The following is a 24,292-nucleotide window of genomic DNA, read 5'->3' on the forward strand; positions in this document are numbered from 1 at the left end:
GTCGCGGCCTGCCCTAGCGGGAACCGACGGCGTCGCCGGCGCGGTCGCGACAGCCCCAGTTGAGGATCGGCGTGCCGGACGGCAGCAGCCGGCGGAACACCGCCACCGCGCTGTGCTTGGGATTGACCACCACCGGCGCGGCCGCGGCCTGCAGCAGCGGCAGATCGGCAGTGCTGTCGGAATAGGCCATGGCGATCTCGCCGTAGCCCAGTTCGCGCAGCATGCGCATCTTTTCCTCGTTGTGGCAGTGGCGCGTGGCGGTGACCGCACCCAGGCGCGGGCCGATCAGGCTGCCGACCACCGGCACGTCCTGGTGCGCGACGAAGCCGAGGATGGCGCGCGCCAGTTCCGGCGGCGCGCCGGTGGCGACCACCACGCGATCGCCGGCGGCGCGGTGCCGGGCGAACACCTCCAGCGCCTGCGGCAGCAACCGCTGACGGATCTGCGCCTGATGCTGCAGCACGTACTGGTCGATGATGCGGTTGAACTCGCGCGCGCGGCGCAGGCCGAAGCTGGCGATCCAGACGTAGCCGGAGATGCCGGTGCGCCGGGTCGGCAGCATCGCCACCAGCGGCCCCAGCAACGGCGTGGCCAGCACCGCGGCGGCCAGGCGCAGCGGATTGCGCTTGATCAGCCAGGCGAACAGATGGCTGCCGGAGTCGCCGTCGTACAGGGTGTGGTCGAAATCGAACACCACCAGCGGCGCATCGGCGCGCGGCAGCGGATACGGATTGGCGTCCTGCCCGCTCATGCCGCGAAGAACAGTTGGCGCAGCGCCTCGCCCGGTTCCTCGGCGCGCATGAACGCCTCGCCGACCAGGAACGCGTGCACGCCGGCGCCGCGCATCAGCGCCACGTCGTCCGGGCCGAGGATGCCGCTTTCGGTGACCAGCAGGCGGTCGCGCGGCACCGCGTTCTGCATCGACAAGGTGGTCTGCAGCGACACCTCGAAGGTGCGCAGGTTGCGGTTGTTGATGCCGATCAGCGGCGCCGGCACCTGCAGCGCGCGCTCCAGTTCGTCGATGTCGTGCACTTCCACCAGCACGTCCATGCCCAGTTGCAGGGCCAGCGACGACAGCTCGGCCAGTTGCAGGTCGTCCAGCGCGGCCACGATCAGCAGGATGCAGTCGGCGCCGAGCGTGCGTGCCTCGTACACCTGGTACGGATCGATGGTGAAATCCTTGCGCAGCACCGGCAGCGTGCAGGCATCGCGCGCCTGCTGCAGATAGCGGTCGTGGCCCTGGAAGAAGTCCTCGTCGGTCAGCACCGACAGGCAGGCCGCGCCGCCGAATTCGTAGCTGACCGCGATGTCGGCCGGGTGGAAGTCCGGGCGGATCACGCCCTTGGACGGGCTGGCCTTCTTGACCTCGGCGATCACCGCCGGGTCGCCGTTGGCGATGGCCGCCTGCAGCGCGCGGGCGAAGCCGCGGGTGGGCGGCATGGCCTCGGCACGGGCGACCAGCTCGGCCAGCGGCACGCGCGCGCTACGCTCGGCGATCTCGTCGGCCTTGCGCGCGAGGATGGTGCGGAGAATGTCGCTGCTCATGCGGTGGGAATCCTGGGGGATGGCCGGATTATCGGCGATGCAGGGTGTCGGGGGTGAGAACCGGGATCGGGCGCTGGCGAAGGCGGTTCAGTCCAGCCCGGCCAGGCCGCGGGTGCAGGCCACGTATGCCTCCAGCTTGGCCCGCGCGCGGCCGTCGGCGATGGCCGCGCGCGCCAGGACGATGCCGGCGCCGATGTCAGCGGCCAGGCCGGCCACGTACAGCGCCGCGCCGGCGTTGAAGGCGACGATGTCCAGCGCCGGACCGGGCACGTTGTCGAGCACGGCGCGCAGCATCGCCATCGATTCGGCCGCGTCGGCGACCTTGAGATTGCGGCTGGCCGACATGGCGATGCCGAAGTCCTCCGGGTGCACCTCGTACTCGCGGACCTGGCCGTCGCGCAGCTCGCCGACCAGGGTGCCGGCGCCGAGCGAGAGCTCGTCCATGTCGTCGCGGCCCCACACCACCAGCGCGCGCTCGGCGCCCAGTTCCTGCAGCACGCGTGCCTGGATGCCGACCAGGTCGGGGTGGAACACGCCCATCAGGATGTTCGGCGCACCGGCCGGGTTGGTCAGCGGACCGAGGATGTTGAAGATGGTGCGCACGCCCATTTCGCGCCGCACCGGCGCCACCACCTTCATCGCCGGGTGGTGCACCGGCGCGAACATGAAGCCGATGCCGGTGGCCGCCAGCGCTTGCGCCACCTGCTCGGGCTGCAGCTCGATCGCTGCGCCCAGCGCCTCCAGCGCGTCGGCGCTGCCGGACTTGGAGGAGACGCTGCGGTTGCCGTGCTTGGCGACCTTGGCGCCGGCCGCCGCGGCCACGAACATCGCGCAGGTGGAGATGTTGAAGGTGTGCGAGCCGTCGCCGCCGGTGCCGACGATGTCGACCATGTGGGTGCGGTCGGCGACCGGCACGGTGCGCGAGAACTCGCGCATCACCACTGCCGCACCGGCGATCTCACCCACCGTTTCTTTCTTGACCCGCAAGCCGGTGAGGATGGCCGCGGTCATCATCGGCGACACCTCGCCGCGCATGATCTGCCGCATCAGCCCGACCATCTCGTCGTGGAAGATCTCGCGGTGCTCGATGGTGCGTTGCAGGGCTTGCTGGGGGGTGATGGTCATGGAGACGATCTGCTCGTAAACGGAAGAAAGGGCGGCGCTCAGCGCGCCTGGGTCGGCCGCGGCATGCGCAGGCGTCCTTGCGCCAGCACCTCGAAGTAGTCGGCCGGTCCGCCGGCGCGCAGCAGGGTGGCGACCGCGGCCGGGTCGTAGATGCCGTCCTGCAGGGCGTGCTCGGCGATGTGCACGCCGACCACCTCGCCCAGCACCAGCCAGGTCTGGATCGGCTCGCCGCGCGCGCTCTGCAGCGGCAGCAGCTGGCTGAGCCGGCATTCGAAGCTGACCGGGCTGGCGGCCACCCGCGGCGCGCCGATCAGGCGCGAGGGCGCGGCAACGAGGCCGGCCAGCGCGAACTCATCCACCTCCGGCGCCACCGCCGCGGAACTGGCGTTCATCGCCTCGGCCAGCGGACGCGTCGCCAGGTTCCAGGTGAACTCGCCCGTGGCCTCGATGTTGCGCACGCTGTCCTTCCAGCCGATGCTGGCGAAGCCGACGATCGGCGGGACGTAGTTGAAGGCGTTGAAGAAGCTGTAGGGCGCCAGGTTGGCGACGCCGTCGGCGCCGCGCGAGCCGATCCAGCCGATCGGCCGCGGCCCGACGATGGCGTTGAACGGATCGTGCGGCAACCCGTGGCCGTTGGCCGGTTCGTAGAAATGGAAGGCGTCGGTGCGCTCGTGCATCGGCAGGGGTCCGGCAGTGACGGAAGGCGGGCAGCGCCGGCGCGGCGCGCTCAGCGCTCCAGGAAGTTCTTCAGCAAGGCGTGGCCATGCTCGGTGAGGATGGACTCGGGGTGGAACTGCACGCCCTCGACCGGGAACTGGCGATGGCGCAGGCCCATGATCTCCTCCACCGTGCCGTCGTCGTGTTCGGTCCAGGCCGTCACTTCCAGGCAGTCGGGCAGCGTGGTCTTCTCCACCACCAGCGAGTGGTAGCGGGTAGCCTCGTAGCGATCCGGCAGGCCGGCGAACACGCCGCGGCCTTCGTGGCGGATGCGCGAGGTCTTGCCGTGCATGATGGTGCCGGCACGCACCACCTGCCCGCCGTAGACCTGGCCGATGCTCTGGTGGCCCAGGCACACGCCCAGGATCGGGATGCGCTGACCCAGCCGCTCGATCAGTTGCAGCGACACGCCCGCCTCGTTCGGCGTGCACGGTCCCGGCGAGATGACGATGCGCTCGGGCGCCAGGCGCTCGATCTCGTCCACGCTGAGCGCGTCGTTGCGCACCACCTTGACCTCGGCGCCGAGCGCCTGCAGGTACTGCACGAGGTTGTAGGTAAAGCTGTCGTAGTTATCCAGCATCAGCAGCATGGCGAAGGACTCATTGCGCGATCAGGAAGACCGCATAGACGTTTTCGGAAAGGGTGAGGCTGCCGGCTTCGAGGGATTCGGCCAACGGCGCCGCGGCCGCGCGGTTGCCCGTCACCTGGATGGCGTCCAGGCTGTATCCGTAGCCGTCGCCAACCTGGCTTCGCCCTCCTTGCCAGGTGCCTGCCTGAATTCCGTAGGCGAAGTTGGGGGCGACCGTGGAAATCGTGTACAGCCCGCCCAGCGACACCCCATAGGCGCGTGCCAGTTCTTGCGCCGAGACGCGCGTCTGTTCGACCGCCTGGCGCTTGAGTTCGGCGCGCACCTCGGCTTCCTTGCTGTAGGCGGGAACGATATTGGAAACCTGAAGAGACTGACTGGTCTTCAGCCCGGCCAGGAACTGGCGGACATCGTCCAGCGTAGAAAACTCGGCGGACAGGGTGCGTGTCACCTTCGTTCCCTTGAACACCTGACGTTCGTTCTCGTAGCGCCGCTCCGGCTCGATCGACAAGGTGGACGCCTGCACGCTGTTGCTCAGCGCATGATGCTGCTTGAATCCAGCCAGGATGCTCGTCGCGTCCTCCTGCACCCGGGCGCGCGCCACCGCCGGCGCGAAATCGACGGCTTCCAACGTCAATTTGATGTTGAACCGATCAGGAATCACCTCGCGCTCGGCCTCCCCCTTCACCAACAGGTGCGGCTGCGACGGCAGGCTGTTGACCTGTGCGCTGGCGACGGCCGGCAAGGCCAGCACTGCGGCAACGGCCCAGGCAACGAGCGTACGGATTTTCATTTTCCTCTCCCTGGCGGAATGTCAGCCGGCCGCACGCTGCGTGCCGGATTGGGGTAGCGCAGCGAAATCCGCGATCAACGTATCGACCGCCGCGTCCTGCGTCGCCCAGGAGGTGACGAAGCGGATCACCCAGCGGCCATCGTCCAGCACCTGCCAGCGCTCGAAGTCGTAGCGCTGCGCCAGCGTCTCGACGTCCGCGGCGGGCAGGATCACGAACAGCTGGTTGGTCGGCGAGTCCGAGGCGAACTGCGCACCGGCGGCGGCCAATCCGTCGCGCAGCCGCGTGGCCATGCGGTTGGCGTGCGCAGCCAGTTCGTAGAACAGGCCATCCTCGAACAGCACGGCGAACTGCGTGCCCAGCACCATGCCCTTGGCCAGCAGCGCGCCACGCTGCTTGAGCAGGTAGCGGAAATCCGCCTTCAACACCGGGTTGAGGAGCACCAGCGCCTCGCCGAGCAGCGCGCCGTTCTTGGTGCCGCCGATGTAGAACGCATCGGTGAGCGCAGCGACGTCGGCCATGCGCAGGTCGTTGCCCTCGGCGGTGAGCGCGCTGCCGATGCGCGCGCCGTCCAGGAACAGCAGCAGGCCGTGCGCGTCGCAGAACGCGCGCAGCGCCTGCAGCTCACGCTTGCGGTACAGCGTGCCGACCTCGGTGGTGTTGGACACGTAGACCAGCCGCGGCTGCACCATGTGCTCGTTGCCGTGCTCGGCCAGCAACGGCGCAATCCGCTCCGGCGTGAGCCGGCCGTCGGCCGCCTCAACAGTGAGCACCTTGTGCCCGGTGGCCTCGATCGCGCCGGTCTCGTGGGTGGCGATGTGACCGCAGGCCGCGGCGATCACTGCCTGGTGCGGGCGCAGGAACGCGGCGATGGCGGTGAGGTTGGTCTGGGTGCCGCCGACCAGCAGGTGCACGTCGGCATCGGCGCAGCCGATCTCGGTGCGGATCAACTGCGCGGCGCGCGCACTGTGCCGGTCCAGCCCGTAGCCGGCGTTCTGCTCGGCGCTGGCGGCGGCCAGGGCGGCGAGCAGGCGCGGATGCGCGCCTTCGCTGTAGTCGTTGCGGAAGCCGATCCGCGGCGCGGCGGCGTTCACAGCCCCTTCGCCGCTTCGGCGACCGCGCGGAACAGCGCGCGGCCCTTGTTCATCGTCTCGTCCCATTCGGTCTGCGGATCGGAGTCGTAGACGATGCCGGCGCCGGCCTGCACGTGCAGGCGGCCGTGCTTGATCACCGCGGTGCGGATGGCGATGGCGGTGTCGGCATCGCCGTGCCAGCCGAGGTAGCCGATGCTGCCGGCGTAGACGTTGCGCTTGATCGGCTCCAGCTCGCGGATGACTTCCAGCGCGCGGATCTTCGGCGCGCCGCTGACGGTGCCGGCGGGGAAGGTGGCGCGCAGCACGTCGGCGTAGCTGAGGCCGGGCAGCAGGGTACCGGTGACTTCGCTGACGATGTGCATGACGTGGCTGTAGCGTTCGATCACGAAGCGCTCGCCGACCGCGACGCTGCCGGCCTGCGAGACCCGGCCGGCATCGTTGCGGCCGAGGTCGATCAGCATCAGGTGTTCGGCGCGTTCTTTCGGATCGGCGAGCAGTTCCGCCTCGAGTGCCTGGTCCTCTTCCGGGGTCTTGCCGCGCGGGCGGGTGCCGGCGATCGGGCGCACGGTGACCTGGCCATTCTCCAGCCGCACCAGGATCTCGGGCGAGGAGCCGACCACCTGGGTGTCGCCGACGTCGAGGAAATACATGTACGGCGACGGGTTCAGCGCGCGCAGCGCGCGGTACACGTCCACCGGGCGTGCGGTGAACGGCACGCTCAGGCGCTGGCTCAGCACCACCTGGAAGATGTCGCCGGCACGGATGTAGTCCTTGGATTTCTCCACCGCGGCGATGAAGCCCTCGCGGGTGAAGCCGGAGACGAAATCGCTCTCGTCCAGCACGTCGCGCGCCAGCGGCGCGGGGTAGCCGGCGCCGGGCTGGCGCAGCGTGGTGGTGAGCGCATCCAGACGCGCCTGCGCGCGCTCCCAGGCGTCGGCCTCGGCCGGGTCGGCATGCACGATCAGGTACAGGCGGCCCTTGAGGTTGTCGAAGACCGCCACTTCCTCGGACAGCATCAGCAGGATGTCCGGCGTGTCCAGCTCGTCGCGGGCGACGGCGCCGGCCAGGCGCGGCTCGATGTAGCCGATGCATTCGAAACCGAACCAGCCGACCAGGCCGCCGGTGAAGCCGGGCACGCCCGCCAGCTTGGGCACCACATGCTGGGCGCGCAGCGCCTCGACCTCGGCGAAGGGATCGGCGACCTCGCGGCGCTCGATCAGCTCGCCATGGTCGCGCACCTCCAGGGTGTGCCCGCGGAAGGTGTACACACGGCGCACCGGCAGGCCGATGATCGAATAGCGCCCGAAGCGTTCGCCGCCTTCGACCGATTCGAACAGATAGGTGTGCGGGGCGTCGGCGAGCTTGAGATAGACCGACAGCGGCGTGTCCAGGTCGGACAGCACTTCGCGGACGACGGGGATGCGGGTGTGACCTTCAGCGGCGTAGCGCTGGAACTGCTCGCGGGTAATCAAGACGGCTTTCCTTCCGGGACTCGGTGACAGGGCGGACGACGGCTGCAGGCCACCATCGCCACGCACGGCGAGCGGAAGTGAAGGAACGCGGGGTCGTCAGGCTGGACACGGCGGCTACTTTACCGCAACTGCGGCGACTGGCAACGGTTGCAGACGCGACCGATCGAGTGCGGTGCGGAGGTGGTCGGCAAGGGCGTCGCGTCGGGACTGAAGTCCCTCCCACAGGGGGTTAATTGCCTGGGGTACATCTCCGCAGGAGCGGCTTCAGCCGCGACGGGCGTTACCGGGGATGCTTGTCGCGGCTGAAGCCGCTCCTACGAGAGCAATACGCTGGCAGCACGCGAGCAGACGAATGCGGGGCGGCTAACGCCCGCGCGGCTGCAGCAGCGGCGACTCCGGCGGCAGGTGCATACGCAGGCGCCCGGGCACGCAATCGATGCGGAAGTGGCGCGAGGTTTCCGGCTCGCCGTCCAGGTTCAGGGTCAGCGGCTGCGCCGCCTCGATCCGCAGCCACGGCAGACGTGCGCGCACCGCCACCCGCTCCAGCGCGGCCTGCTTGCCGGAAGTGACCAGCGTACCCAGGGTCGCGGCGACCTCGCCGGTCAGCTCCGGCACCAGGGTCAGGTCGAGCAGGCCGTCGTCGAGCAGCGCGTCCGGGCACAGCACCTGGCCACCGCCGGCCTGGCGGCCATTGCCCAGGCCGAGCGCGATGAAATCGCCTTCCCAGGAAAACTCCGGTCCCTCGAAGCGGGCCCGGATCGGATCGATCCGGCCCAGCCGGCTCATGCCGGTGACCAGGTAGGCCAGCCCGCCCAGCATCTTCTTCAGGCCTTCGTCGGTCTCCACCGTGACCTGGGTGCCGAAGCCGCCGCTGGCGACGTTGGCGCACCAGTGCGGGCCGTGCTCGGCCTCGATGCGCAGCAGGTCGATCGGCAGCGCCGGCGTGTGCGCGATCAGTTCCAGCGCCTCCAGCGGCGGCAGCGGGATGCCGGCGGCGGTGGCGAAGTCGTTGGCCGTGCCCAGCGCCACCAGACCCAGGGCCGGCAGCTCGTCACCCGTTTCCTGGCGATGCGCCAGCGCCGTGGCGACCTCGCTGAGGGTGCCGTCGCCGCCGGCGGCGACGATGCAGGCGGCGCCATCGGCCACCGCTTCGGCCACGTAGCGCTCGGCATCGCCCTGCTCCCAGGTGACACGCACCTGCAGCGCCACGCCGCGCGTACGCATGGCCATGACCGCCTCGCGCAATGCCTCGTCGCCGGCCGACTTGCCGTTGAGGATCAGACGCCAATGCGCTGCAGCCATGCGAACCATCCCGGGGTGAGGCGCCCAGGCTAGTGGGCGCTGCATGCGCGATGCGTGAATCCGGGCGCGGTGATTGTCATACGCACGTCACCGAGCGTCCGGAACATGGGAGGCCATAGCAAGGAAGACGGATGGAGGCAGGATCAGCCTCCGATTTATCTCCCAGGGGCCGCACCGGCGACGGTGCGGTTCTTTTCTTTTGGCCGCCCGGCGCCGCTCAGCCGGCGGCGAACCGGGCCAGCGCCTCGCCCTGCAGCCGGTACACGGTCCACTCGTCCTGCGCGCGGGCGCCGACCGCTTCGTAGAAGTCGATCGCCGGCTGGTTCCAGTCCAGCACCGACCATTCGAAGCGGCCACAGCCCTCGGCCATCGCCTGCCGTGCCAGGTGCTGCAGCAACGCCTTGCCGGCGCCGACGCCGCGGTGCGCCGGGTCCACGTACAGGTCTTCCAGGTACAGGCCGTTGCGGCCGAGCCAGGTGGAGTAATTGTAGAAGTACACCGCGTAGCCGATCGGCTGGCCGTCGGCCTCGCAGATCAGCGCCTTGGCGCGGGCGTCGGCGCCGAACAGGGTCGCGCGCAGGCCGGCCTCGTCGGTCTGCACCGCGTCCTCGGCGCGCTCGTAGCGGGCCAGGTCGCGGATCAGGCGCAGGATCAGCGCCGCGTCGTCGGCCACTGCCGGGCGGATCTGCAGCGCCGCCATCTCAGCGCCCCGCCACCGCGGCGCGCATCTGCTTGATCACCTCGGCGTAGTCCGGCGCATTGAAGATGGCCGAGCCGGCGACGAAGGTGTCGGCGCCGGCGGCGGCGATCGCGGCGATGTTGTCCGGCTTGACCCCGCCGTCGATCTCCAGCCGGATCGGCTTGCCGCTGGCGTCGATGCGGGTGCGGATCGCGCGCAGCTTGTCCAGCGCCGAGGGAATGAAGGCCTGGCCGCCGAAGCCCGGGTTGACCGACATCACCAGCACCAGGTCCAGGTCGTCCAGTACCCAGTCGAGGATGTCCACCGGCGTGGCCGGGTTGAGCACCAGGCCGGCCTTGCAGCCGTGCGACTTGATCAGCTGGATGCTGCGGTGCACGTGGCGGCTGGCCTCGGGGTGGAAGCTGATGAGGCTGGCGCCGGCCTCGGCGAAATCCGGGATCAGCCGATCCACCGGCTCGACCATCAGGTGCACGTCGATCGGCGCGGTGACGCCGTGCTTGCGCAGCGCCTGGCAGACCATCGGGCCGATGGTCAGGTTCGGCACGTAATGGTTGTCCATCACGTCGAAGTGGATCCAGTCGGCGCCGGCGCGCAGCACGGCATCCACTTCCTCGCCGAGGCGGGCGAAATCGGCGGACAGGATGGACGGGGAGATGATGCAGTCGGACATGGCGGGATCTCAGCGCTTGCGCAGGGTGCGGATACGGTCGTAGGCGGTGTTGAGCTGGCTGGCCTTCTTCTCGGCGCGGGCGCGCAACTCGGGGCTGGCGCTGGCGACCTTGTCGGGGTGGTACTGGGACATCAGCCGGCGATAGGCCAGTTCGATCTCGGCGTCGGTGGCGTCGCGGGTCAGGCCCAGCTCGCGGTAGGGATCCTCGCGCTGGGACAGCTTGAACCAGTCGGCGTCGAAGGCATGCCCGATCAGCAGCCCGATCAACGCGCCCAGCACCGGCGTGGGCCGCAGCAACAGGGCCCCGGCGATGGCGCCGAGCAGTTTTCCGTACCAGGGCATGGGGCAAGGGCGGGCGCGGCGTCAGGGCCGGCCATTTTACGGCACAGCGGGGCATTCCGGCCGTACACTACGCGGCCCGCCGTCCGCCGCGGGCCCGCCGGGTCCCGGGACGGTCGCCATTGCGAAGTCCGTAGGAGTGCCTGTGTCCACCACGCTGTTGCAATCCGATCTGCCCGGCCTGCCCTTGCGCCACCGCGGCAAAGTCCGCGACGTGTTCGATATTCCCCGCGAGCGCCTGCCGGCCGACGCGCCGCCCGGCGACTACCTGCTGATGGTCGCCACCGACCGCCTCTCCGCCTTCGACGTGGTGCTGCCGGACCCGATTCCCGGCAAGGGCGAGATGCTGTGCCAGGTCTCCAACTTCTGGTTCAAGAAGACCGAGCACCTGATGCCCAACCACCTCACCGGCATCGACGTGGCCGCGGTGCTGCCCGAGGGCGTGGACACCGCGCTGTACGCCAAGCGCGCGGTGGTGACCCGCAAGCTCAAGCCGGTGCCGGTGGAAGCCATCGCCCGCGGCTACCTGATCGGCAGCGGCTGGAAGGACTACCAGCGCACCGGCAAGGTCAGCGGCATCGAACTTCCCGACGGCCTGCGCCAAGCCGAGAAGCTGGCCGAGCCGATCTTCACCCCCTCGACCAAGGCCGCCGTCGGCGACCACGACGAGAACATCGACTTCGACGCGATGGTCAAGACCGTGGGCGCGGAACTGGCCGAGCGCGTGCGCGACGCCACCTTGCGCATCTACCGCTTCGCCGCCGACTTCGCCGCCGAGCGCGGCATCCTGCTGGCCGACACCAAGTTCGAGTTCGGCACCGACGCGGACGGCCGCCTGTACATCATGGACGAGATGCTGACCCCGGACTCCTCGCGCTACTGGCCGGCCGATCAGTACGAAGTGGGGACCAGCCCGCCGAGCTACGACAAGCAGTTCGTGCGCGACTACCTGGAGACGCTGGACTGGGGCAAGACCGCGCCCGGGCCGCGCCTGCCGCAGGACGTGATCGACCGCACCCGCGCCAAGTACGCCGAGGCGCTGCAGCGGCTGGCGGGGATTTCGGTCGACTGAGTGCGGCCGTACGCCGGGATGCGCCGGCGCGTGAGGGTGGTCGCGGAAAGCGGCCGCCTTGCGGCCCTTGAGGTAATTGCTGCCGATTCACGATCGGATGCGCATGGATGTTCTTCGCGAACCGGCTGTGATTCCTCGCGGCGCGCAGGTGTTCGACAGCGGGTTGCTAGGGCTACTTTCCGCCCTGGCAGTGTGGGCCGTAGAGATGGCGACAACCCCGCCTCGGCTTCACGACATGCTGATCCTGGTGAATTAAACTCGTCCGCCCGAAGGGCGATTGCCCGCCCGACCCGATCAGGAGGATCCGTTGGCTATCGCACGCCCCATTCTGACGTCCCTGGCATTGGCCGCGGCCCTGGTCGCGTGCAAGGCACAACCGGCTGGCTCCACGGTCGCCGCGGCGACAGCCGCGCCCGCCCAGGCCGCGCCCGCCGCAGCCGCCCCGCGCTGCCAGGATGCCGATTTCGATACCTTCCTCAAGCGCTTCAGCGCCGACATCGCGGTCCAGGAAAAGGCCACCGCCGACCCGTTGACGATGATCCACATCGACCCGGACGCGCAGCCGGAACCGGCGCCTGTGACCCGCAACGTGCCCCTGGCCGAGGTCGAATGGCCGGTGATCCCTAATCTGGAGGCGGCTCGCAAGGGCGGGCGCGAGATCGTGGTAACGCAGACCGCCGAGGGCCGGCAGGTCCTGGTGCGCACCCCGGATACCAGCGACCAACAGGTCTACCAGTTCGCGCAGAAGCCGTGCTGGACGCTGGTGAAGGTCGACGATCAGGGGTTGTAGACATGACTGGACTGGTCATGGACGTGCTGCCGACATTCCTCCCGAGCTGCGTCTTAAGGTTGGTGGCCGCCGACTCGCGGCGCGCCGGATGGGCGCTTTCCGCGGCAGTGACCCACAAGACCGACCTTGCAGTGCACGGCAGCGCGCTTCGTCACTGGTTGTAATCCCGAACAGCAGATTTCAGGCTGCGTAACCACCCGCCAAGGAGGCGCCGATGCCACATCCGATCACCCTGTCTTCCGCTTTCGGCCTGACCTTGTTGCTCGCCGCCTGCGGCGGCCAACCCCACCCTGCGAGCGACGCGGCACCGAAGGCCGCGGCCACTGAGGCCGCTCCTGCGCCTGCGACACCCGATTCGGCCAGAAAAGGAAAAGACGGCATGATCAAGGAATGCCCTGGAGCGCGTCTGCATTTGACCCCGCTGCCTGCCGCGGACGCGTCCGCTCCCGCCAAGACCCAGGTTGCCCTGGAGCGCAACGGACAGCAGCAGCCGCTCGCGCCCCCGCCGGAGATGGCCGACTACACGGCCGTGGGACTGGGCTGCAGCGAGAACGCCAAGGGCGACGCGTACTTCGTCGTGCAATACGGCGAACTGCCGTACGGCTGCGAGTTCTGCGAGTGGTTCTTCCTCTACGACGGCAAGGGCCAACTGCTCAATCATGCCAATCCGCCGCTGCGCGAAGAACAGGGGCAGCAAAGCCCGAACAACGACGAATACGAACACCAGCTCGAGGCACTGGGCCTGAAGCATCCGGACATGGAGCCGTTCCTGCCTTGAGCCAAGCATGACCATGCGCCGAGGAACGGCGCATGGCACACGCAGTACGCAGTACATGGAGCAACACCCCTCCCAAGGAAGAATCCGTCTCACAGAAAGGAACGCACATGAGTGACAACAACACGATCTACAACGACATGGTGCAGCCGCGAGGGCCCGCCTACCGCAGCGAAAACGTCAAGCCCTGGAGCCACTACCGCGAACCCATCGACACCAACGATGGCCGTCTGCATGGCGAGTCGCGGCGCTGGGGCGATGCCACACCAGAAACGCAGTCCAGGGTGATCGACAGCCTGATGGACGCCTCGCGCAAGGCCGGCCTGTCGCCGCGGGAAACCGCCTATGTCCTGGCCATCGCGCGGGTCGAATCCGGCTTCAATCCGGATGCGGCTGCCGGCACCACCTCCGCGTCCGGCCTCGGCCAGTTCGTCGACCGCACCGGTGCGCATTACGGCGTCAACAATGCCAACCGGTTCGACGTGGACACCCAGTCGCGCGCACTGGTGCAGCACTACATCGACAACCGCGACCTGGCCCAGCGCCGCGGCCAGGGCGAAGACCACATCTACAAGTACCACCACGATGGCCCGAGCAAGGACTACGGTGGCCTGGCCATTTCGCGGCGCGACGTGACGCCGTATCTCGACCGTTATCAGCAGTTCGTCGAGCAGCACCAGTCGCGCACCCAGGGGCAGGGACAGACACAAGGGCACGGGCAGGCACAGGAGCAGGCACGCAGCCAGCCGCACACGCAGCCGCACACGGCTGCGCCTGCGCAGCAACCGCAAGCCGCCAGTCACAGCAACTTCCAGCAGACGATGGAACGCATGCTGCCGAGCCAGGGCAAGGTCGATCCGCACATCACCGGGCACTACGGCGAACAGCGCGCCCGCGGCCCGCATGGCGGCACCGACTTCAACTACGAAGGCGGCCAGACCGGCATCAACCGGCAGCACCCGACGGTGCACGCGCCGATCTCCGGCACGGTGACCTTCTCCGGCGGCCAGTACGGCACGGTGAAGATCCGTGACGCGCAGGGCAACTCGCACGAAATCCTGCACCTGGATTCGCGCTCGGTGAAAGAAGGCGATACCGTGCGCGCCGGCGATGCGATCGGCACCATGGGCGGACGCGGCCCGAACGGGGCGAGCCAGTACGCGCAGCACGTGCATTACCAGATGCACGATGCGAACGGGAAAGCCGTCAGCCCGGAGACGTGGTGGAACCGCGGCCAGCAGGTCGACGCGCATGCACGCGATCAGGCGCAGCATGGCAATGGCACGCTGCGCCAGGGCGACCACGGCCCGGAAGTGCGCGAGTTGCAGCAGCACCTCAACCGTCTGGGCATCCGCGACGCGCAGGGCCGGCCGCTGGCCGAGGACGGCCGCTTCGGCGACAACACCCATGAGGCGGTCACCTCCCTGCAGAAACAGCGCGGCCTCACCCAGGACGGCATCGTCGGCCGCGACACCCGGGCCGGGCTGGCGGCTGTCGAGCAGGCGCAGGCCAAGCCGGCGAAAGGTCCGCAGCTCGGCGAGCCGGGGCATCCGGATACGCCGCTGTACGACAAGATGCGCACGGAGGCCGATCGCGGTGCCGAGAAGGCCAACCCGCCGCACGCGAAGCTGTCGAACGAAGCGGTGGCCAACCTGACCCTGCAGGCAAAGCAGGCCGGGATCGACAGTCCCGACAAGCTGAAGGAGGTCAATGTGGCCAACGACAAGGCCTTCGTCGCCGGGACCACGCCGGGCTTCCGTGCGGTGGTGGACCTGCAGCAGCCGGCACCGCCGCTGGAGCAGACCAGCGCGCAGTTGGCCAGTCAGTCCGCGCAGCAGCAGGAATCGGTGCAGCGCGAGCAGCAGCAGGAGACGAGCAGGAGCATGGCGCGCGCCTGAGCCGCCACGCCGTGACGGGGCGGTCGTGCCGACAGCGCGATCGCCCCTGATCGGCGACGCCGCCGCTTGCCTGGGGTGATCGGTCACGTGGTGTCCGACGCATTCCAGGCGCGGTCGTCGAAACTGAAAAAGCCCCCCTCATCCCCTGCCTCCGGCTGGATCGAGCCGGCTGCAAGTTGCAGATGTAGGAGCGGCTTCAGCCGCGACGGACCGTCCCCGGTGAGGCCCGTCGCGGCTGAAGCCGCTCCTACCTGACGCTTCCGGAAGTTTTAGACGCGCCAAGTGGTGTCTCCGCATCGCCGCCGCGATGGCGCTATGCTGAGCCGGTTCCTGGGAGGGAAGATGGATACCACCGCCTACGCGCGCCCGATCGACCGCTATTTCGCCAGCTATTCCGACGACCACCGCAATGCCGCCAACCAGCGCATCCACGTGGTCGCGGTGCCGGCGATCCTGTGGTCGGTGGTGGCCCTGCTGTGGTGCATCCCGGTCGGCGGCACCCTGTTCCAGAGCGGGTTGTGGGCGGCGCTGGGCATGTTCGCGGCGTGGATGTACTACAACCGCCTGTCGCGCACGTTGGGTTACGGCATGCTGGCGGCGTTCTTCTTCTGCGGCTGCCTGTGCCGGCTGGCGGAGGCGCACCTGGGCCTGCAGGGGCTGCTCTGGCTGGCGATCGGCGTGTTCGTGGTGGCCTGGATCGCGCAGTTCGTCGGCCACGCGCTGGAAGGGCACCGGCCGAGTTTCCTCACCGATCTGACCTATCTGCTGATCGGCCCGGCCTGGGTGCTGGCCAAGCTGTACCGGCGCATGCACTGGCGCTACTGAGCGCGGCTGAGAACCCTACCGCGTCTTCTTTCCGCGCGCATTGCGGTCGCTGCGTGCCGTCCGCAGCAGGCTTGGCCGTGCGCGCAACACGGCATCAGCCCCGCTTCACCGTCTCCGCGGTGTCCAGGCCCAACATCGCCGCATCCGGGGCGAAGGCGCGCGGCGCGTAGCCGAAATCCTGCCGCGCCGGGTGCAGGTCGAACGCCAGGTCCTCGCGCATGCGCTGCAGTGCGGCGCGGTTCATGCCCTGCAGGCGACCGCAGGCATGGGCCAGCGCCAGCGCCGACGCGAACAGTGCGTGCGGCAGGGTCAACAGCCGCGCCGGCGGCCGCAGGGCGGCCAGCACCCGCCGCACCATCTCGCGGTAGCTGAGCGTCTCGCCGCCACCCAGGGCGTAGCTGCGCCCGTGCGTGGCCGGATGCGCCAGCACCGCCAGCGCCGCGTCGGCCAGGTCCTGCACGTGCACCGGCTGGCGCAGGCCGCTGGCGCTGCGCGGCAGCACGAACCAACCGGTGCGTCGCGCCAGCGCCGCGATCGCGCTGAGGGTGCGGTCGCGGCCGGCGCCGTAGACCAGGGTCGGCCGCAACACCGTCGCCGCCGCGCCGCGTTCGGCGGCGACCGCGAACACGATCGCTTCGGCCTCGCGCAGGCGCCGGGCGACGTCGCGTTCGGCGGCATCCAGCGAGTCGCGCTTGACCTCCAGGCTGGTGGAGCCGAAGGCGACCACGCGTGCGGCGGCGACCGGCGCGCGCCGATACCAGTCGGCGAAGGCGTCCAACGGCCCGCAACTGAACACCACTTCCGCCGCCACCGGCGGTGCCTGCAGCGCACTGAGTTCGCCGGCATGCCAGTGCAGGCCGGGCTGCGGCGCACGCGCCAGGCGCGAGTAGGCATGCACCTGCCATCCGTCGGCCAGCAGGCGCTGCAGCAGGCGCTCGCCGATCTGGCCGCTGCCGCCGAACACCAGCGCGATGCGCGGCGACGCGACGGACGGAGGGGACGCGGATGCAGCGGCAAGCGAATCGGTCATCGGCACAGGATAGTGCGTGCGCCGACGTTTGCGGCCGGAGCCGCGCGGGATCGTTGGACTGCACGGCATGCCGACAGCTGGTGGCGCCTGGCAGGCGATGGGCGGCACAGGCCTGCACTGTGCCGGCGATCGCTACGCGCACCGGCGAACTTGCCCGCGCCTCACGCACCCTCGTCCGCATCAAGGTCACACGCGCCTCTGCTGCCGAACGTGCCCACACGAGGCGCCGCCCGCAGCGCACGCCAGGCCGATACCGCGCCGCGCCGATGCTCGGCATCGTCCAGTCCACCCATGCTCGCAAGCGCCTCACCCGCCCGCGGCTACGCTGTCGGCATGACCGTGCACGCCTTCCGTTCCCGCGCCGGCCACCGCCGTGACGCGCCTGTTACACTCGGGCTCCTGCTCGCGAATCTCGTATTCCCTGCATGATCCCCGCCCTCGACATCCTGCTGGCCCTGCCGTTTCTGATGGCGGCGGCCGTGGTGGCCCTGCGCCACCGCTCGCGCGCGGCCCTGGCCTGGGCCGCGGCGCTGGCGCCGTTGGTGGGCCTGGCGATCCTGGGCGCGCTGACACCCACGGTGCTGGAGGGCGGCATCGTCCGCGCCGACCACGCCTGGCTACCGCAGATCGGCCTGCAGTTCTCGCTGCGCCTGGACGGGCTGGCCTGGATGTTCGCTGGCCTGGTGCTGGCGATCGGTGCGCTGGTGGTGATGTACGCGCACTACTACCTCAGCGCGCGCGAGAACGCCGCGCGCTTCTACGCCTGCCTGCTGCTGTTCATGGGCGCGATGCTGGGCATGGTGATCGCCGGCAACCTGTTGCTGCTGATGGTGTTCTGGGAACTGACCAGCATCAGTTCGTTCCTGCTGATCGGCTTCTGGTCGCACCGCCAGGACGCGCGCGACGGCGCGCGCATGGCGCTGGTGATCACCGGCGGCGGTGGCCTGGCATTGCTCGGCGGGGTACTGCTGCTGGGGCGCATCGTCGGCAGCTATCAGCTCGACGCGGTGCTCGCCGCCGGCGACGTGATCCGCGCCAGCCCACTGTATCCGTGGGCGCTGGGGCTGATCCTGCTCGGCATCTTCACCAAGAGCGCGCAGTTCCCGTTCCATTTCTGGCTGCCGCACGCGATGGCCGCGCCCACCCCGGTGTCGGCGTACCTGCACTCGGCGACGATGGTGAAGGCCGGCGTGTTCCTGCTGGCGCGGCTGCATCCGGCACTGGCCGGCAGCGACCTGTTCTTCTACACGGTCAGCGGCATCGGCGCGATCACCCTGCTCACCGGCGCCTGGTTCGCGATCTTCCAGCACGACCTCAAGGGCCTGCTGGCGTATTCGACGATCTCGCACCTGGGCCTGATCACCATGCTGTTCGGGCTGTCCACGCCGATGGCGGTGGTGGCCGGCGTGTTCCACATCCTCAACCATGCGGTGTTCAAGGCCTCGCTGTTCATGGCCGCCGGCATCATCGACCACGAGACCCACACCCGCGACATGCGCCGGCTCGGCAACCTGCGCCGCTGGATGCCGATCACCAGCGCGCTGGCGATCACCGCCTCGCTGTCGATGGCCGGCATCCCCCTGCTCAACGGCTTCCTGTCCAAGGAGATGTTCTTCGCCGAGGCGCTGGGCGCCGACGGCCCGGCGGCGATGCGCATCTTCACCGCGACGTCGGCGCTGCTGGCCGGCGTGTTCGGCGTGGCCTACAGCCTGCGCTTCGTCTACGAGACGTTCTTCGGCAAGGGCCCGCGCGACCTGAAGACGATGCCGCACGAGCCGCCGCGCTGGATGAAGATTCCGGTGGAGATCCTGGTGCTGGTGTGCGTGGCGGTCGGCATCGTGCCGGCGCTGACCGTGGCGCCGGTGCTGCGCAGCGCCGCCGGCGCGATCCTCGGCGACGCCCTGCCCGACTACAGCCTGGCCGTCTGGCACGGCTGGAACGCGCCGCTGGCGATGAGCATCGCCGGCGTGGTCGGCGGCGTGGCGCTGTATTTCGGCCTGCGCCGGCTGACCGCGCTGTACACCGAAGTGCGCCGCTCGCTGGGCAAGCGCGTGTTCCACTGGCACGTGCAGACCCTGTTCGGCCTGGCCGCGCGCTTCACCCGCGTGCTCGCCAACGGCCACCTGCAACGCAGCCTGCGCTGGCTGGTGCTGGCCGCGGTGGTGGTGGTGGCCGCACCGCTGCTGCAGGCCCCGCCGCTGTGGCAGCAGTGGCCGGCGCCGCAAGGGATGCCGCTGCTGGGCTGGGGGCTGTGGCTGCTGATCCTAAGTTGCGCGCTGTCCACGCTGTTCCTGTACCGGCAACGGCTGCTGGCGGTGCTGGTGCTGGGCGGCAGCGGCCTGGGCGTGAGCCTGGTGTTCGTGTTCCTGTCGGCGCCGGACCTGGCGCTGACCCAGTTGCTGGTGGAGATGGTGACCCTGGTGCTGATGCTGCTGGGCATGAACTACCTGCCCAAGGCCTCGCCCCCGGAGCCGCGGCGTTGGCGGCGCTGGCGCGATGCGGCCCTGGCGATCGTCGCCGGTGGCGGCATGGCATTGCTGGCGTATTCGGTGATGACCCGGCCGGCGACGACCATGGCCGGCGAGCTGCTGCAGCGCGCGCTGCCGGAAGCCTACGGCCGCAACGTGGTCAACGTGATCCTGGTGGACTTCCGCGGCTTCGATACCTTCGGCGAGATCACCGTGTTCGGCATCGCCGCGCTGGTGGTGCACGCGCTGCTGCGGCGCGCACGGATGGCACCGGAGAAGGTGATGCCGGGGCCGCCGATCAAGCTGCCGGTGCCGGCCGACCTGGCGCAGCTGATGTTCCCGCTGACCCTGACCGTGTCGATCTTCCTGTTCCTGCGCGGCCACAACGCGCCCGGCGGCGGCTTCATCGCCGGGCTGGTGCTGGCGGTGCCGCTGCTGATGCAGTACGTGATCCAGGGTGCGGCCTCGGTGGAGTCGCGTTTCGGCTTCGACTACATCCGCTGCATCGGCCTGGGCCTGTTGCTGGCCACGTTCGGCGGCATGGCCTCGATGCTGTTCGGCGTGCCGTTCCTGACCAGCGGCCATCTGGATCTGCAGTTGCCGCTGATCGGCACGGTCCCGCTGGCCAGTGCGCTGGTCTTCGATACCGGCGTGTACCTGGTGGTGTTCGGCGGCACCATGCTGACGCTGTCGATGATGGGCACGATCAAGCCTTCGCGCACCCGCGATTCGCAGCGCGGGCAGATCGACCCGGCGCGGCGTTCGGCCATCACCGGGGAGATGCACTGATGGAACTGGCACTGGCGAGCGCGATCGGGGTGCTGACCGCGGTGGGCGTGTACCTGCTGCTGCGCGCGCGCAGCTTCGACGTGATCCTGGGCATGACCGTGCTGTCCTACGCCACCAACCTGCTGATCTTCGCTGGCGGCCGGCTGGTGCAGGGCAAGGCGCCGGTGCTGCGCGACGGCATCGCCCCGACCCTGGCCGAGCACGCCGATCCGCTGCCGCAGGCGCTGGTGCTGACCGCGATCGTGATCGCCTTCGCGATGACCGCGGTGAGCATCGTGCTGGCGATGCGCAGCCGCGGCGACAACCACAGCGACCACGTCGATGCGCGCCCGGACCGCGACCCCGCCGATGGGGAGGCGCCATGACCCATCTGTTGATCATGCCGATCCTGATCCCGTTGCTCGGCGCGGCGCTGTCGCTGTTCGCCGAGCACCGCCGCTACGGTCGCAAGGTGCGCCGCGCGGTGGCCTGGACCGCGATGACGGCGCTGGCCGCGGCGGTACTGGCGTTGTGCGTGCAGGCGAGCGATGGCCAGGTCCACGCCTACCTGCTCGGCGACTGGCCCTCGCGGCTGGGCATCGTGCTGATGGCCGACCGCCTGTCGGCGTGGATGCTGGCCACCACCACCCTGCTCGCCGGCGCCTGCCTGCTGCACGCCTGCGCCGGCTGGGACCGGCGCGCACCGCATTTCCATGCGCTGTTCCAGTTCCAGCTGGTCGGCCTCAACGGCGCGTTCCTGACCGGCGACGTGTTCAACCTGTTCGTGTTCTTCGAGGTGATGCTGATCGCCTCCTACGGTCTGCTGCTCAGCGGCGGGCGCGGTCTGCGCCTGCGCGTGGGCTTCCACTACGTGGTGTTCAACGTCACCTCCTCCACCGTGTTCCTGATCGCGCTGGGCCTGCTGTACGCACTGCTCGGCTCGCTGAACATGGCCGAGCTGTCGCAGCGCGTGGCGCAGGCGCCGCCGCAGAACGTGGCGCTGATCAAGGCCGCGTTCGGCCTGTTGCTGCTGGTGTTCTGCGCCAAGGCCGCGCTGCTGCCGCTGTACCTGTGGCTGCCGGACACCTATGCGCGCGCGCCGGCGGCGGTGGCGGCGCTGTTCGTGATCATGACCAAGGTCGGCCTGTACGCGGTGCTGCGGGTGAGCACGCTGATCCTCGGCAGCCAGGCGCAGGCGCTGGACGGCTATGGCCGCGACTGGCTGCTGTGGCTGGGCCTGGCGACGCTGCTGCTGGCCGCGCTGGGGGTGCTGGCGGCGGTGCGCCTACGGGTGCTGATCGGCTACCTGGTGATCGTGTCGGCGGCGACGCTGTTCGTGGCCTTCGCGCTGGACGCACCAGGCACGCTCGGCGCCGGGCTGTACTACCTGGCGCACAGCAGCTTCGTCGCCGCGGCGCTGTTCATGATCGCCGACCTGATCCGGCGCCGCCGCGGCGGCGCCAGCGACCGCAAGGAGATCATCGCGCCGCTGCCGGGCAAGACCGTGCCCGGCGTGCTGTTCCTGATCGCGGCGATCTCGGTGGCCGGGCTGCCGCCGCTGTCCGGCTTCCTGGCCAAGGTGGCGATCCTCAGCGCGACGCCGGCCGGGCTGACCGCACCGGTGTGGGCCGCGGTGCTGCTCAGCAGCCTGATGGTGATCATGGGCCTGACCCGTGGCGGCGTGCGCCTGTTCTGGCGCGTGCCTGGCGACCAGGACACGGCCGAGCACGGCACCGTGGAGCTGCCGCGCCCGGCGCCGCGCAAGGCGCCGGCACGGCCGCTGGAAACCGCCGCCACCGTGCTGCTGCTCGGCTACGGCGTGGCGATGACCGTGGCCGCCGGGCCGCTGCTGCGCTACAGCGAGGCCGCCGCCGCGCAACTGCTGCGCCCGGCCGACTACACCACCCAGTTGCGCGCCACCGCGCCGATCCTGCGGGAGCCCTGACATGTCCGCCCGTCCCTGGTCGCGCCGCCTGTTCCCGTCCTGGCCGCTGAGCGTGACCGTCACCGCGTTCTGGCTGCTGATGAGCGACAGCTTCAGTCTCGGCCAGGTGCTGCTGGGTGCGGTGCTGGGCGTGGCGGTGCCGCTGTTCGCCGCGCGCCTGGACCGCGAGTTCGCGCGCATCGGCTCGCTGCGCCCGGTGCCGAAGATGCTGTGCGTGGCGGCGTGGGACATCGTGCGCTCCAACGTGGTGGTGGCGCTGCAGGTGCTGGGCCCGGAGACACGGATCCACCCCGGCTTCATCTGGGTGCCGCTGGACATCGCCAACATCCACGGCATCGCCGCGCTGACCAGCATGATCACCCTGACCCCGGGCACGGTGTCGGCGGCGCTGTCGGACGACCGCAAGTACCTGCTGGTGCACGTGCTGCACCTGGACGATGCCGAGACCGTGATCCGGCAGATCAAGACGCGCTACGAGGCGCCGTTGATGGAGATCTTCCCATGACCAGCCACATGTTCATCGAGACCACGATCGTCGTGTGCATGCACGTGGTGGCGCTGGCGATGCTGCTGGCGCTGTGGCGGCTGCTGCGCGGGCCGACCGTGCCCGACCGCATCCTGGCGCTGGACACGCTGTCGGTGACCGCGATCGCCGAACTGATGCTGTTCGGCATGTACCTGGATTCGCCGGTGTACTTCGAGGCGGCGCTGATCATCGCCATGCTCGGCTTCGGCAGCACCGTGGTGCTGAGCAAGTACGTGCTGCGCCGGGACATCGTCGAATGATCGGCGTGCTGCAGGTGGGGCTGTCGCTGCTGCTGATCGTCGGCTGCTTCTTCATCCTGGTCGGCGCGCTGGGGCTGGTGAAGCTGTCGGACTTCTTCAAGCGCCTGCACGCGCCGACCAAGGCCAGCACCCTGGGCGTGGGCTGCGTGCTGCTGGCCTCGGTCGGCTATCACCTGTTCCTGGGCCAGGACCCGCAGCCGCGCGAGCTGCTGATCACCGCATTCCTGTTCATCACCGCGCCGATCAGCGCACACATGATGGCCAAGGCGGCGCTGTCGCTGATGCTGGAACAACGCCCGCAGGTGCCGGGCAGCGACCACGCCGACCAGGAAGGGCTGCCGCCGCCGGAGCAGCCGGAGGAGCCGTAGCACACGGCCTGCCTCGTAGGAGCGGCTTCAGCCGCGACCGGGCGTTCCCGCTAAAGCCCCGTCGCGGCTGAAGCCGCTCCTACGACTGAAGCCAGCCGCTTTTTCCAATCCCCACTCCCGGCACTCACGCCACCAACGCCACCTCCAGCCCCACCCACGCCAGGAACGCCACCAGCAGCACCGCACCTTCGCCGCGGCTCAGGCGCATGTCGCCGCGCAGCATCGGGTACAGCACCACCGCCAGCGCGATCGCCGCCGGCAGTTCCAGGCGCACGAACGAGGCCGGCAACGGCAGCGGCCGCAGCGCCGCCATGCCGCCGATCACCACCAGCAGATTGAACAGGCTCGCGCCCAGCACGTGGCCGACGACCATGTCGCCCTGGCCACGGCGCGCGGCGGCCACCGCGGCGGCCGCTTCCGGCAACGCGGTGCCGATCGCCACCGGCAGCAGGCCGACCAGCAGCGGCGACAGGCCCCAGGCCGCGCCCAGCCGCGGCGCGTGCTCCACCACCAGGTTGGCGCCGGCGTTCAACAGCACGAGGGCGATCAGCAGGCGCAGCAGGTTCAGCACCAGCCCGGTACGGGTCACCGCGTAGCCGGACACGCCGAGTTGGCGTGCGGCCGGCTCATGCCGCGCGCGCAGCAGCAGGAACGCGACCACGCCGACGAAGGCCAGCAGCAGCGCCACGCCTTCGCCGCGGGAGATCGCGCCATCCAGCCCGAAACCGATCAGCGCCAGCGTCGCCAGGGTCAGCAGGATCAACAACGGCGGCAGCAGGCGCGTGCGCAGCAGCAACGGCGCCGCCAGCGCGGCCAGGCCCAGGGTCAGGCCGAGATTGGCCAGGTTGCTGCCGACCGCGTTGCCCAGCGCCAGGTCCTGCGCACCGTCGGCGTAGGCGCGCACGTTGACCGCCAGTTCCGGCAGCGAGGTGCCGAAGGCCACCAACAGCAAGCCGGCCACGAACGGCGAGGCGCCGCAGCGCTGGGCCAGGCCCGAGGCCGCCTTCACGATCGAGTCCCCGCCCAGCGCCAGGAACGCCAGCCCCAACACGACCCAGCCGATCGTACCCGCCATCGCCGACTCCCAGCCCTCAAGAAGCGGCGATTCTATGCGCAGCGCCGATGACGCCGCCGTGGTCGTGCCGCCGCGACGGCACGCGGCGGCGTTGCGCCTCGCGCGCCGCCACGACCGCGCGTTCATGCCCGAAGGTGTCTGCTAGCGCCTG

At 69.8% G+C, this 24,292-nt stretch carries 25 protein-coding genes; 11 read left to right on the plus strand and 14 right to left on the minus strand.

Translation table 11 applies throughout. From position 1 onward, the window contains the following. Positions 1 to 13: 13 nt before the first annotated feature. From PG878_RS19380 to PG878_RS19435, 12 genes are all read right to left on the minus strand, one after another. A complete protein-coding gene (locus PG878_RS19380) occupies positions 14 to 751 on the minus strand; it encodes a haloacid dehalogenase-like hydrolase (protein ID WP_209030221.1) in 738 nt (245 codons plus the stop codon). Next, on the minus strand, positions 748 to 1,545 hold the full coding sequence (gene trpC / locus PG878_RS19385) for an indole-3-glycerol phosphate synthase TrpC (RefSeq protein WP_010341411.1): 798 nt from the start codon (positions 1,543 to 1,545) through the stop codon (positions 748 to 750). Before trpC ends, PG878_RS19380 begins: the two co-directional genes overlap by 4 nt. An 87-nt stretch (positions 1,546 to 1,632) precedes the next feature. Continuing rightward, the gene (trpD, locus tag PG878_RS19390) at positions 1,633 to 2,670 is read right to left on the minus strand and encodes an anthranilate phosphoribosyltransferase (RefSeq protein WP_209030220.1); all 1,038 of its coding nucleotides are present in this window, start codon (positions 2,668 to 2,670) and stop codon (positions 1,633 to 1,635) included. 38 nt (positions 2,671 to 2,708) lie between these two features. Further along, complete coding sequence (locus tag PG878_RS19395) at positions 2,709 to 3,347, minus strand: flavin reductase family protein (RefSeq protein ID WP_209030219.1); 639 nt, start codon at positions 3,345 to 3,347, stop codon at positions 2,709 to 2,711. A gap of 50 nt (positions 3,348 to 3,397) precedes the next feature. Further along, on the minus strand, positions 3,398 to 3,976 hold the full coding sequence (locus PG878_RS19400) for an anthranilate synthase component II (RefSeq protein WP_017910185.1): 579 nt from the start codon (positions 3,974 to 3,976) through the stop codon (positions 3,398 to 3,400). Between the two features lie 10 nt (positions 3,977 to 3,986). Beyond that, positions 3,987 to 4,760: an SIMPL domain-containing protein gene (locus PG878_RS19405; RefSeq protein ID WP_425611790.1), complete on the minus strand. Its 774-nt coding sequence runs from the start codon at positions 4,758 to 4,760 to the stop codon at positions 3,987 to 3,989. Positions 4,761 to 4,787: 27 nt separating this feature from the next. After that, the gene (locus PG878_RS19410) at positions 4,788 to 5,858 is read right to left on the minus strand and encodes a threonine aldolase family protein (protein ID WP_209030217.1); all 1,071 of its coding nucleotides are present in this window, start codon (positions 5,856 to 5,858) and stop codon (positions 4,788 to 4,790) included. Then, entirely contained in the window at positions 5,855 to 7,330 is a 1,476-nt protein-coding gene (gene trpE / locus PG878_RS19415; protein WP_026144605.1) for an anthranilate synthase component I, read from the minus strand. Before trpE ends, PG878_RS19410 begins: the two co-directional genes overlap by 4 nt. Positions 7,331 to 7,693: 363 nt before the next feature. Then, a complete protein-coding gene (gene yegS, locus PG878_RS19420; protein WP_209030216.1) occupies positions 7,694 to 8,632 on the minus strand; it encodes a lipid kinase YegS in 939 nt (312 codons plus the stop codon). Between the two features lie 217 nt (positions 8,633 to 8,849). Continuing rightward, complete coding sequence (locus PG878_RS19425) at positions 8,850 to 9,332, minus strand: GNAT family N-acetyltransferase (protein ID WP_209030215.1); 483 nt, start codon at positions 9,330 to 9,332, stop codon at positions 8,850 to 8,852. A 1-nt stretch (position 9,333) separates the two neighbouring features. Then, on the minus strand, positions 9,334 to 10,002 hold the full coding sequence (gene rpe, locus PG878_RS19430) for a ribulose-phosphate 3-epimerase (protein ID WP_209030214.1): 669 nt from the start codon (positions 10,000 to 10,002) through the stop codon (positions 9,334 to 9,336). Positions 10,003 to 10,011: 9 nt separating this feature from the next. After that, the gene (locus PG878_RS19435) at positions 10,012 to 10,344 is read right to left on the minus strand and encodes a J domain-containing protein (RefSeq protein WP_010341396.1); all 333 of its coding nucleotides are present in this window, start codon (positions 10,342 to 10,344) and stop codon (positions 10,012 to 10,014) included. Between the two features lie 142 nt (positions 10,345 to 10,486). Between PG878_RS19435 and PG878_RS19440 the strand changes: the two genes are divergently transcribed. The 5 genes from PG878_RS19440 (at position 10,487) to PG878_RS19460 (ending at position 15,701) form a co-directional block, all read left to right on the plus strand. Then, on the plus strand, positions 10,487 to 11,413 hold the full coding sequence (locus PG878_RS19440; protein WP_209030213.1) for a phosphoribosylaminoimidazolesuccinocarboxamide synthase: 927 nt from the start codon (positions 10,487 to 10,489) through the stop codon (positions 11,411 to 11,413). A 307-nt stretch (positions 11,414 to 11,720) separates the two neighbouring features. Beyond that, positions 11,721 to 12,203: a hypothetical protein gene (locus tag PG878_RS19445; RefSeq protein WP_209030212.1), complete on the plus strand. Its 483-nt coding sequence runs from the start codon at positions 11,721 to 11,723 to the stop codon at positions 12,201 to 12,203. A 214-nt stretch (positions 12,204 to 12,417) separates the two neighbouring features. Further along, on the plus strand, positions 12,418 to 12,981 hold the full coding sequence (locus PG878_RS19450) for a hypothetical protein (RefSeq protein WP_244672499.1): 564 nt from the start codon (positions 12,418 to 12,420) through the stop codon (positions 12,979 to 12,981). Positions 12,982 to 13,088: 107 nt separating this feature from the next. Then, the gene (locus PG878_RS19455; protein WP_209030211.1) at positions 13,089 to 14,876 is read left to right on the plus strand and encodes a peptidoglycan-binding protein; all 1,788 of its coding nucleotides are present in this window, start codon (positions 13,089 to 13,091) and stop codon (positions 14,874 to 14,876) included. Between the two features lie 342 nt (positions 14,877 to 15,218). After that, positions 15,219 to 15,701: an Mpo1 family 2-hydroxy fatty acid dioxygenase gene (locus tag PG878_RS19460; protein WP_209030210.1), complete on the plus strand. Its 483-nt coding sequence runs from the start codon at positions 15,219 to 15,221 to the stop codon at positions 15,699 to 15,701. A gap of 94 nt (positions 15,702 to 15,795) precedes the next feature. On the opposite strand, the gene PG878_RS19465 is transcribed toward PG878_RS19460, so the two are convergent. Then, entirely contained in the window at positions 15,796 to 16,731 is a 936-nt protein-coding gene (locus PG878_RS19465) for an NAD-dependent epimerase/dehydratase family protein (RefSeq protein ID WP_209030209.1), read from the minus strand. A 425-nt stretch (positions 16,732 to 17,156) separates the two neighbouring features. On the opposite strand from PG878_RS19465, the gene PG878_RS19470 reads away from it, so the two are divergent. The 6 genes from PG878_RS19470 to PG878_RS19495 are packed head-to-tail and all read left to right on the plus strand — an operon-like array spanning position 17,157 to position 23,066. Further along, positions 17,157 to 19,988, plus strand: a complete 2,832-nt coding sequence (locus PG878_RS19470) for a monovalent cation/H+ antiporter subunit A (RefSeq protein ID WP_209030208.1) — start codon at positions 17,157 to 17,159, stop codon at positions 19,986 to 19,988. After that, positions 19,988 to 20,353, plus strand: coding sequence for a Na+/H+ antiporter subunit C (locus tag PG878_RS19475; protein WP_148829977.1), 366 nt, complete (start codon positions 19,988 to 19,990; stop codon positions 20,351 to 20,353). Before PG878_RS19470 ends, PG878_RS19475 begins: the two co-directional genes overlap by 1 nt. Next, entirely contained in the window at positions 20,350 to 21,912 is a 1,563-nt protein-coding gene (locus PG878_RS19480) for a monovalent cation/H+ antiporter subunit D (protein WP_209030207.1), read from the plus strand. Before PG878_RS19475 ends, PG878_RS19480 begins: the two co-directional genes overlap by 4 nt. A gap of 1 nt (position 21,913) precedes the next feature. Then, complete coding sequence (locus PG878_RS19485) at positions 21,914 to 22,417, plus strand: Na+/H+ antiporter subunit E (RefSeq protein ID WP_209030206.1); 504 nt, start codon at positions 21,914 to 21,916, stop codon at positions 22,415 to 22,417. Then, positions 22,414 to 22,698, plus strand: a complete 285-nt coding sequence (locus tag PG878_RS19490; RefSeq protein ID WP_010341381.1) for a K+/H+ antiporter subunit F — start codon at positions 22,414 to 22,416, stop codon at positions 22,696 to 22,698. Before PG878_RS19485 ends, PG878_RS19490 begins: the two co-directional genes overlap by 4 nt. Further along, entirely contained in the window at positions 22,695 to 23,066 is a 372-nt protein-coding gene (locus tag PG878_RS19495; RefSeq protein ID WP_209030205.1) for a Na+/H+ antiporter subunit G, read from the plus strand. Before PG878_RS19490 ends, PG878_RS19495 begins: the two co-directional genes overlap by 4 nt. Positions 23,067 to 23,190: 124 nt before the next feature. On the opposite strand, the gene PG878_RS19500 is transcribed toward PG878_RS19495, so the two are convergent. After that, positions 23,191 to 24,141, minus strand: coding sequence for a sodium:calcium antiporter (locus PG878_RS19500; protein ID WP_209030204.1), 951 nt, complete (start codon positions 24,139 to 24,141; stop codon positions 23,191 to 23,193). Positions 24,142 to 24,292: the final 151 nt, after the last annotated feature.

This window comes from Xanthomonas hawaiiensis (assembly GCF_031834635.1).
GTDB classification, from domain to species: domain Bacteria; phylum Pseudomonadota; class Gammaproteobacteria; order Xanthomonadales; family Xanthomonadaceae; genus Xanthomonas_A; species Xanthomonas_A sacchari.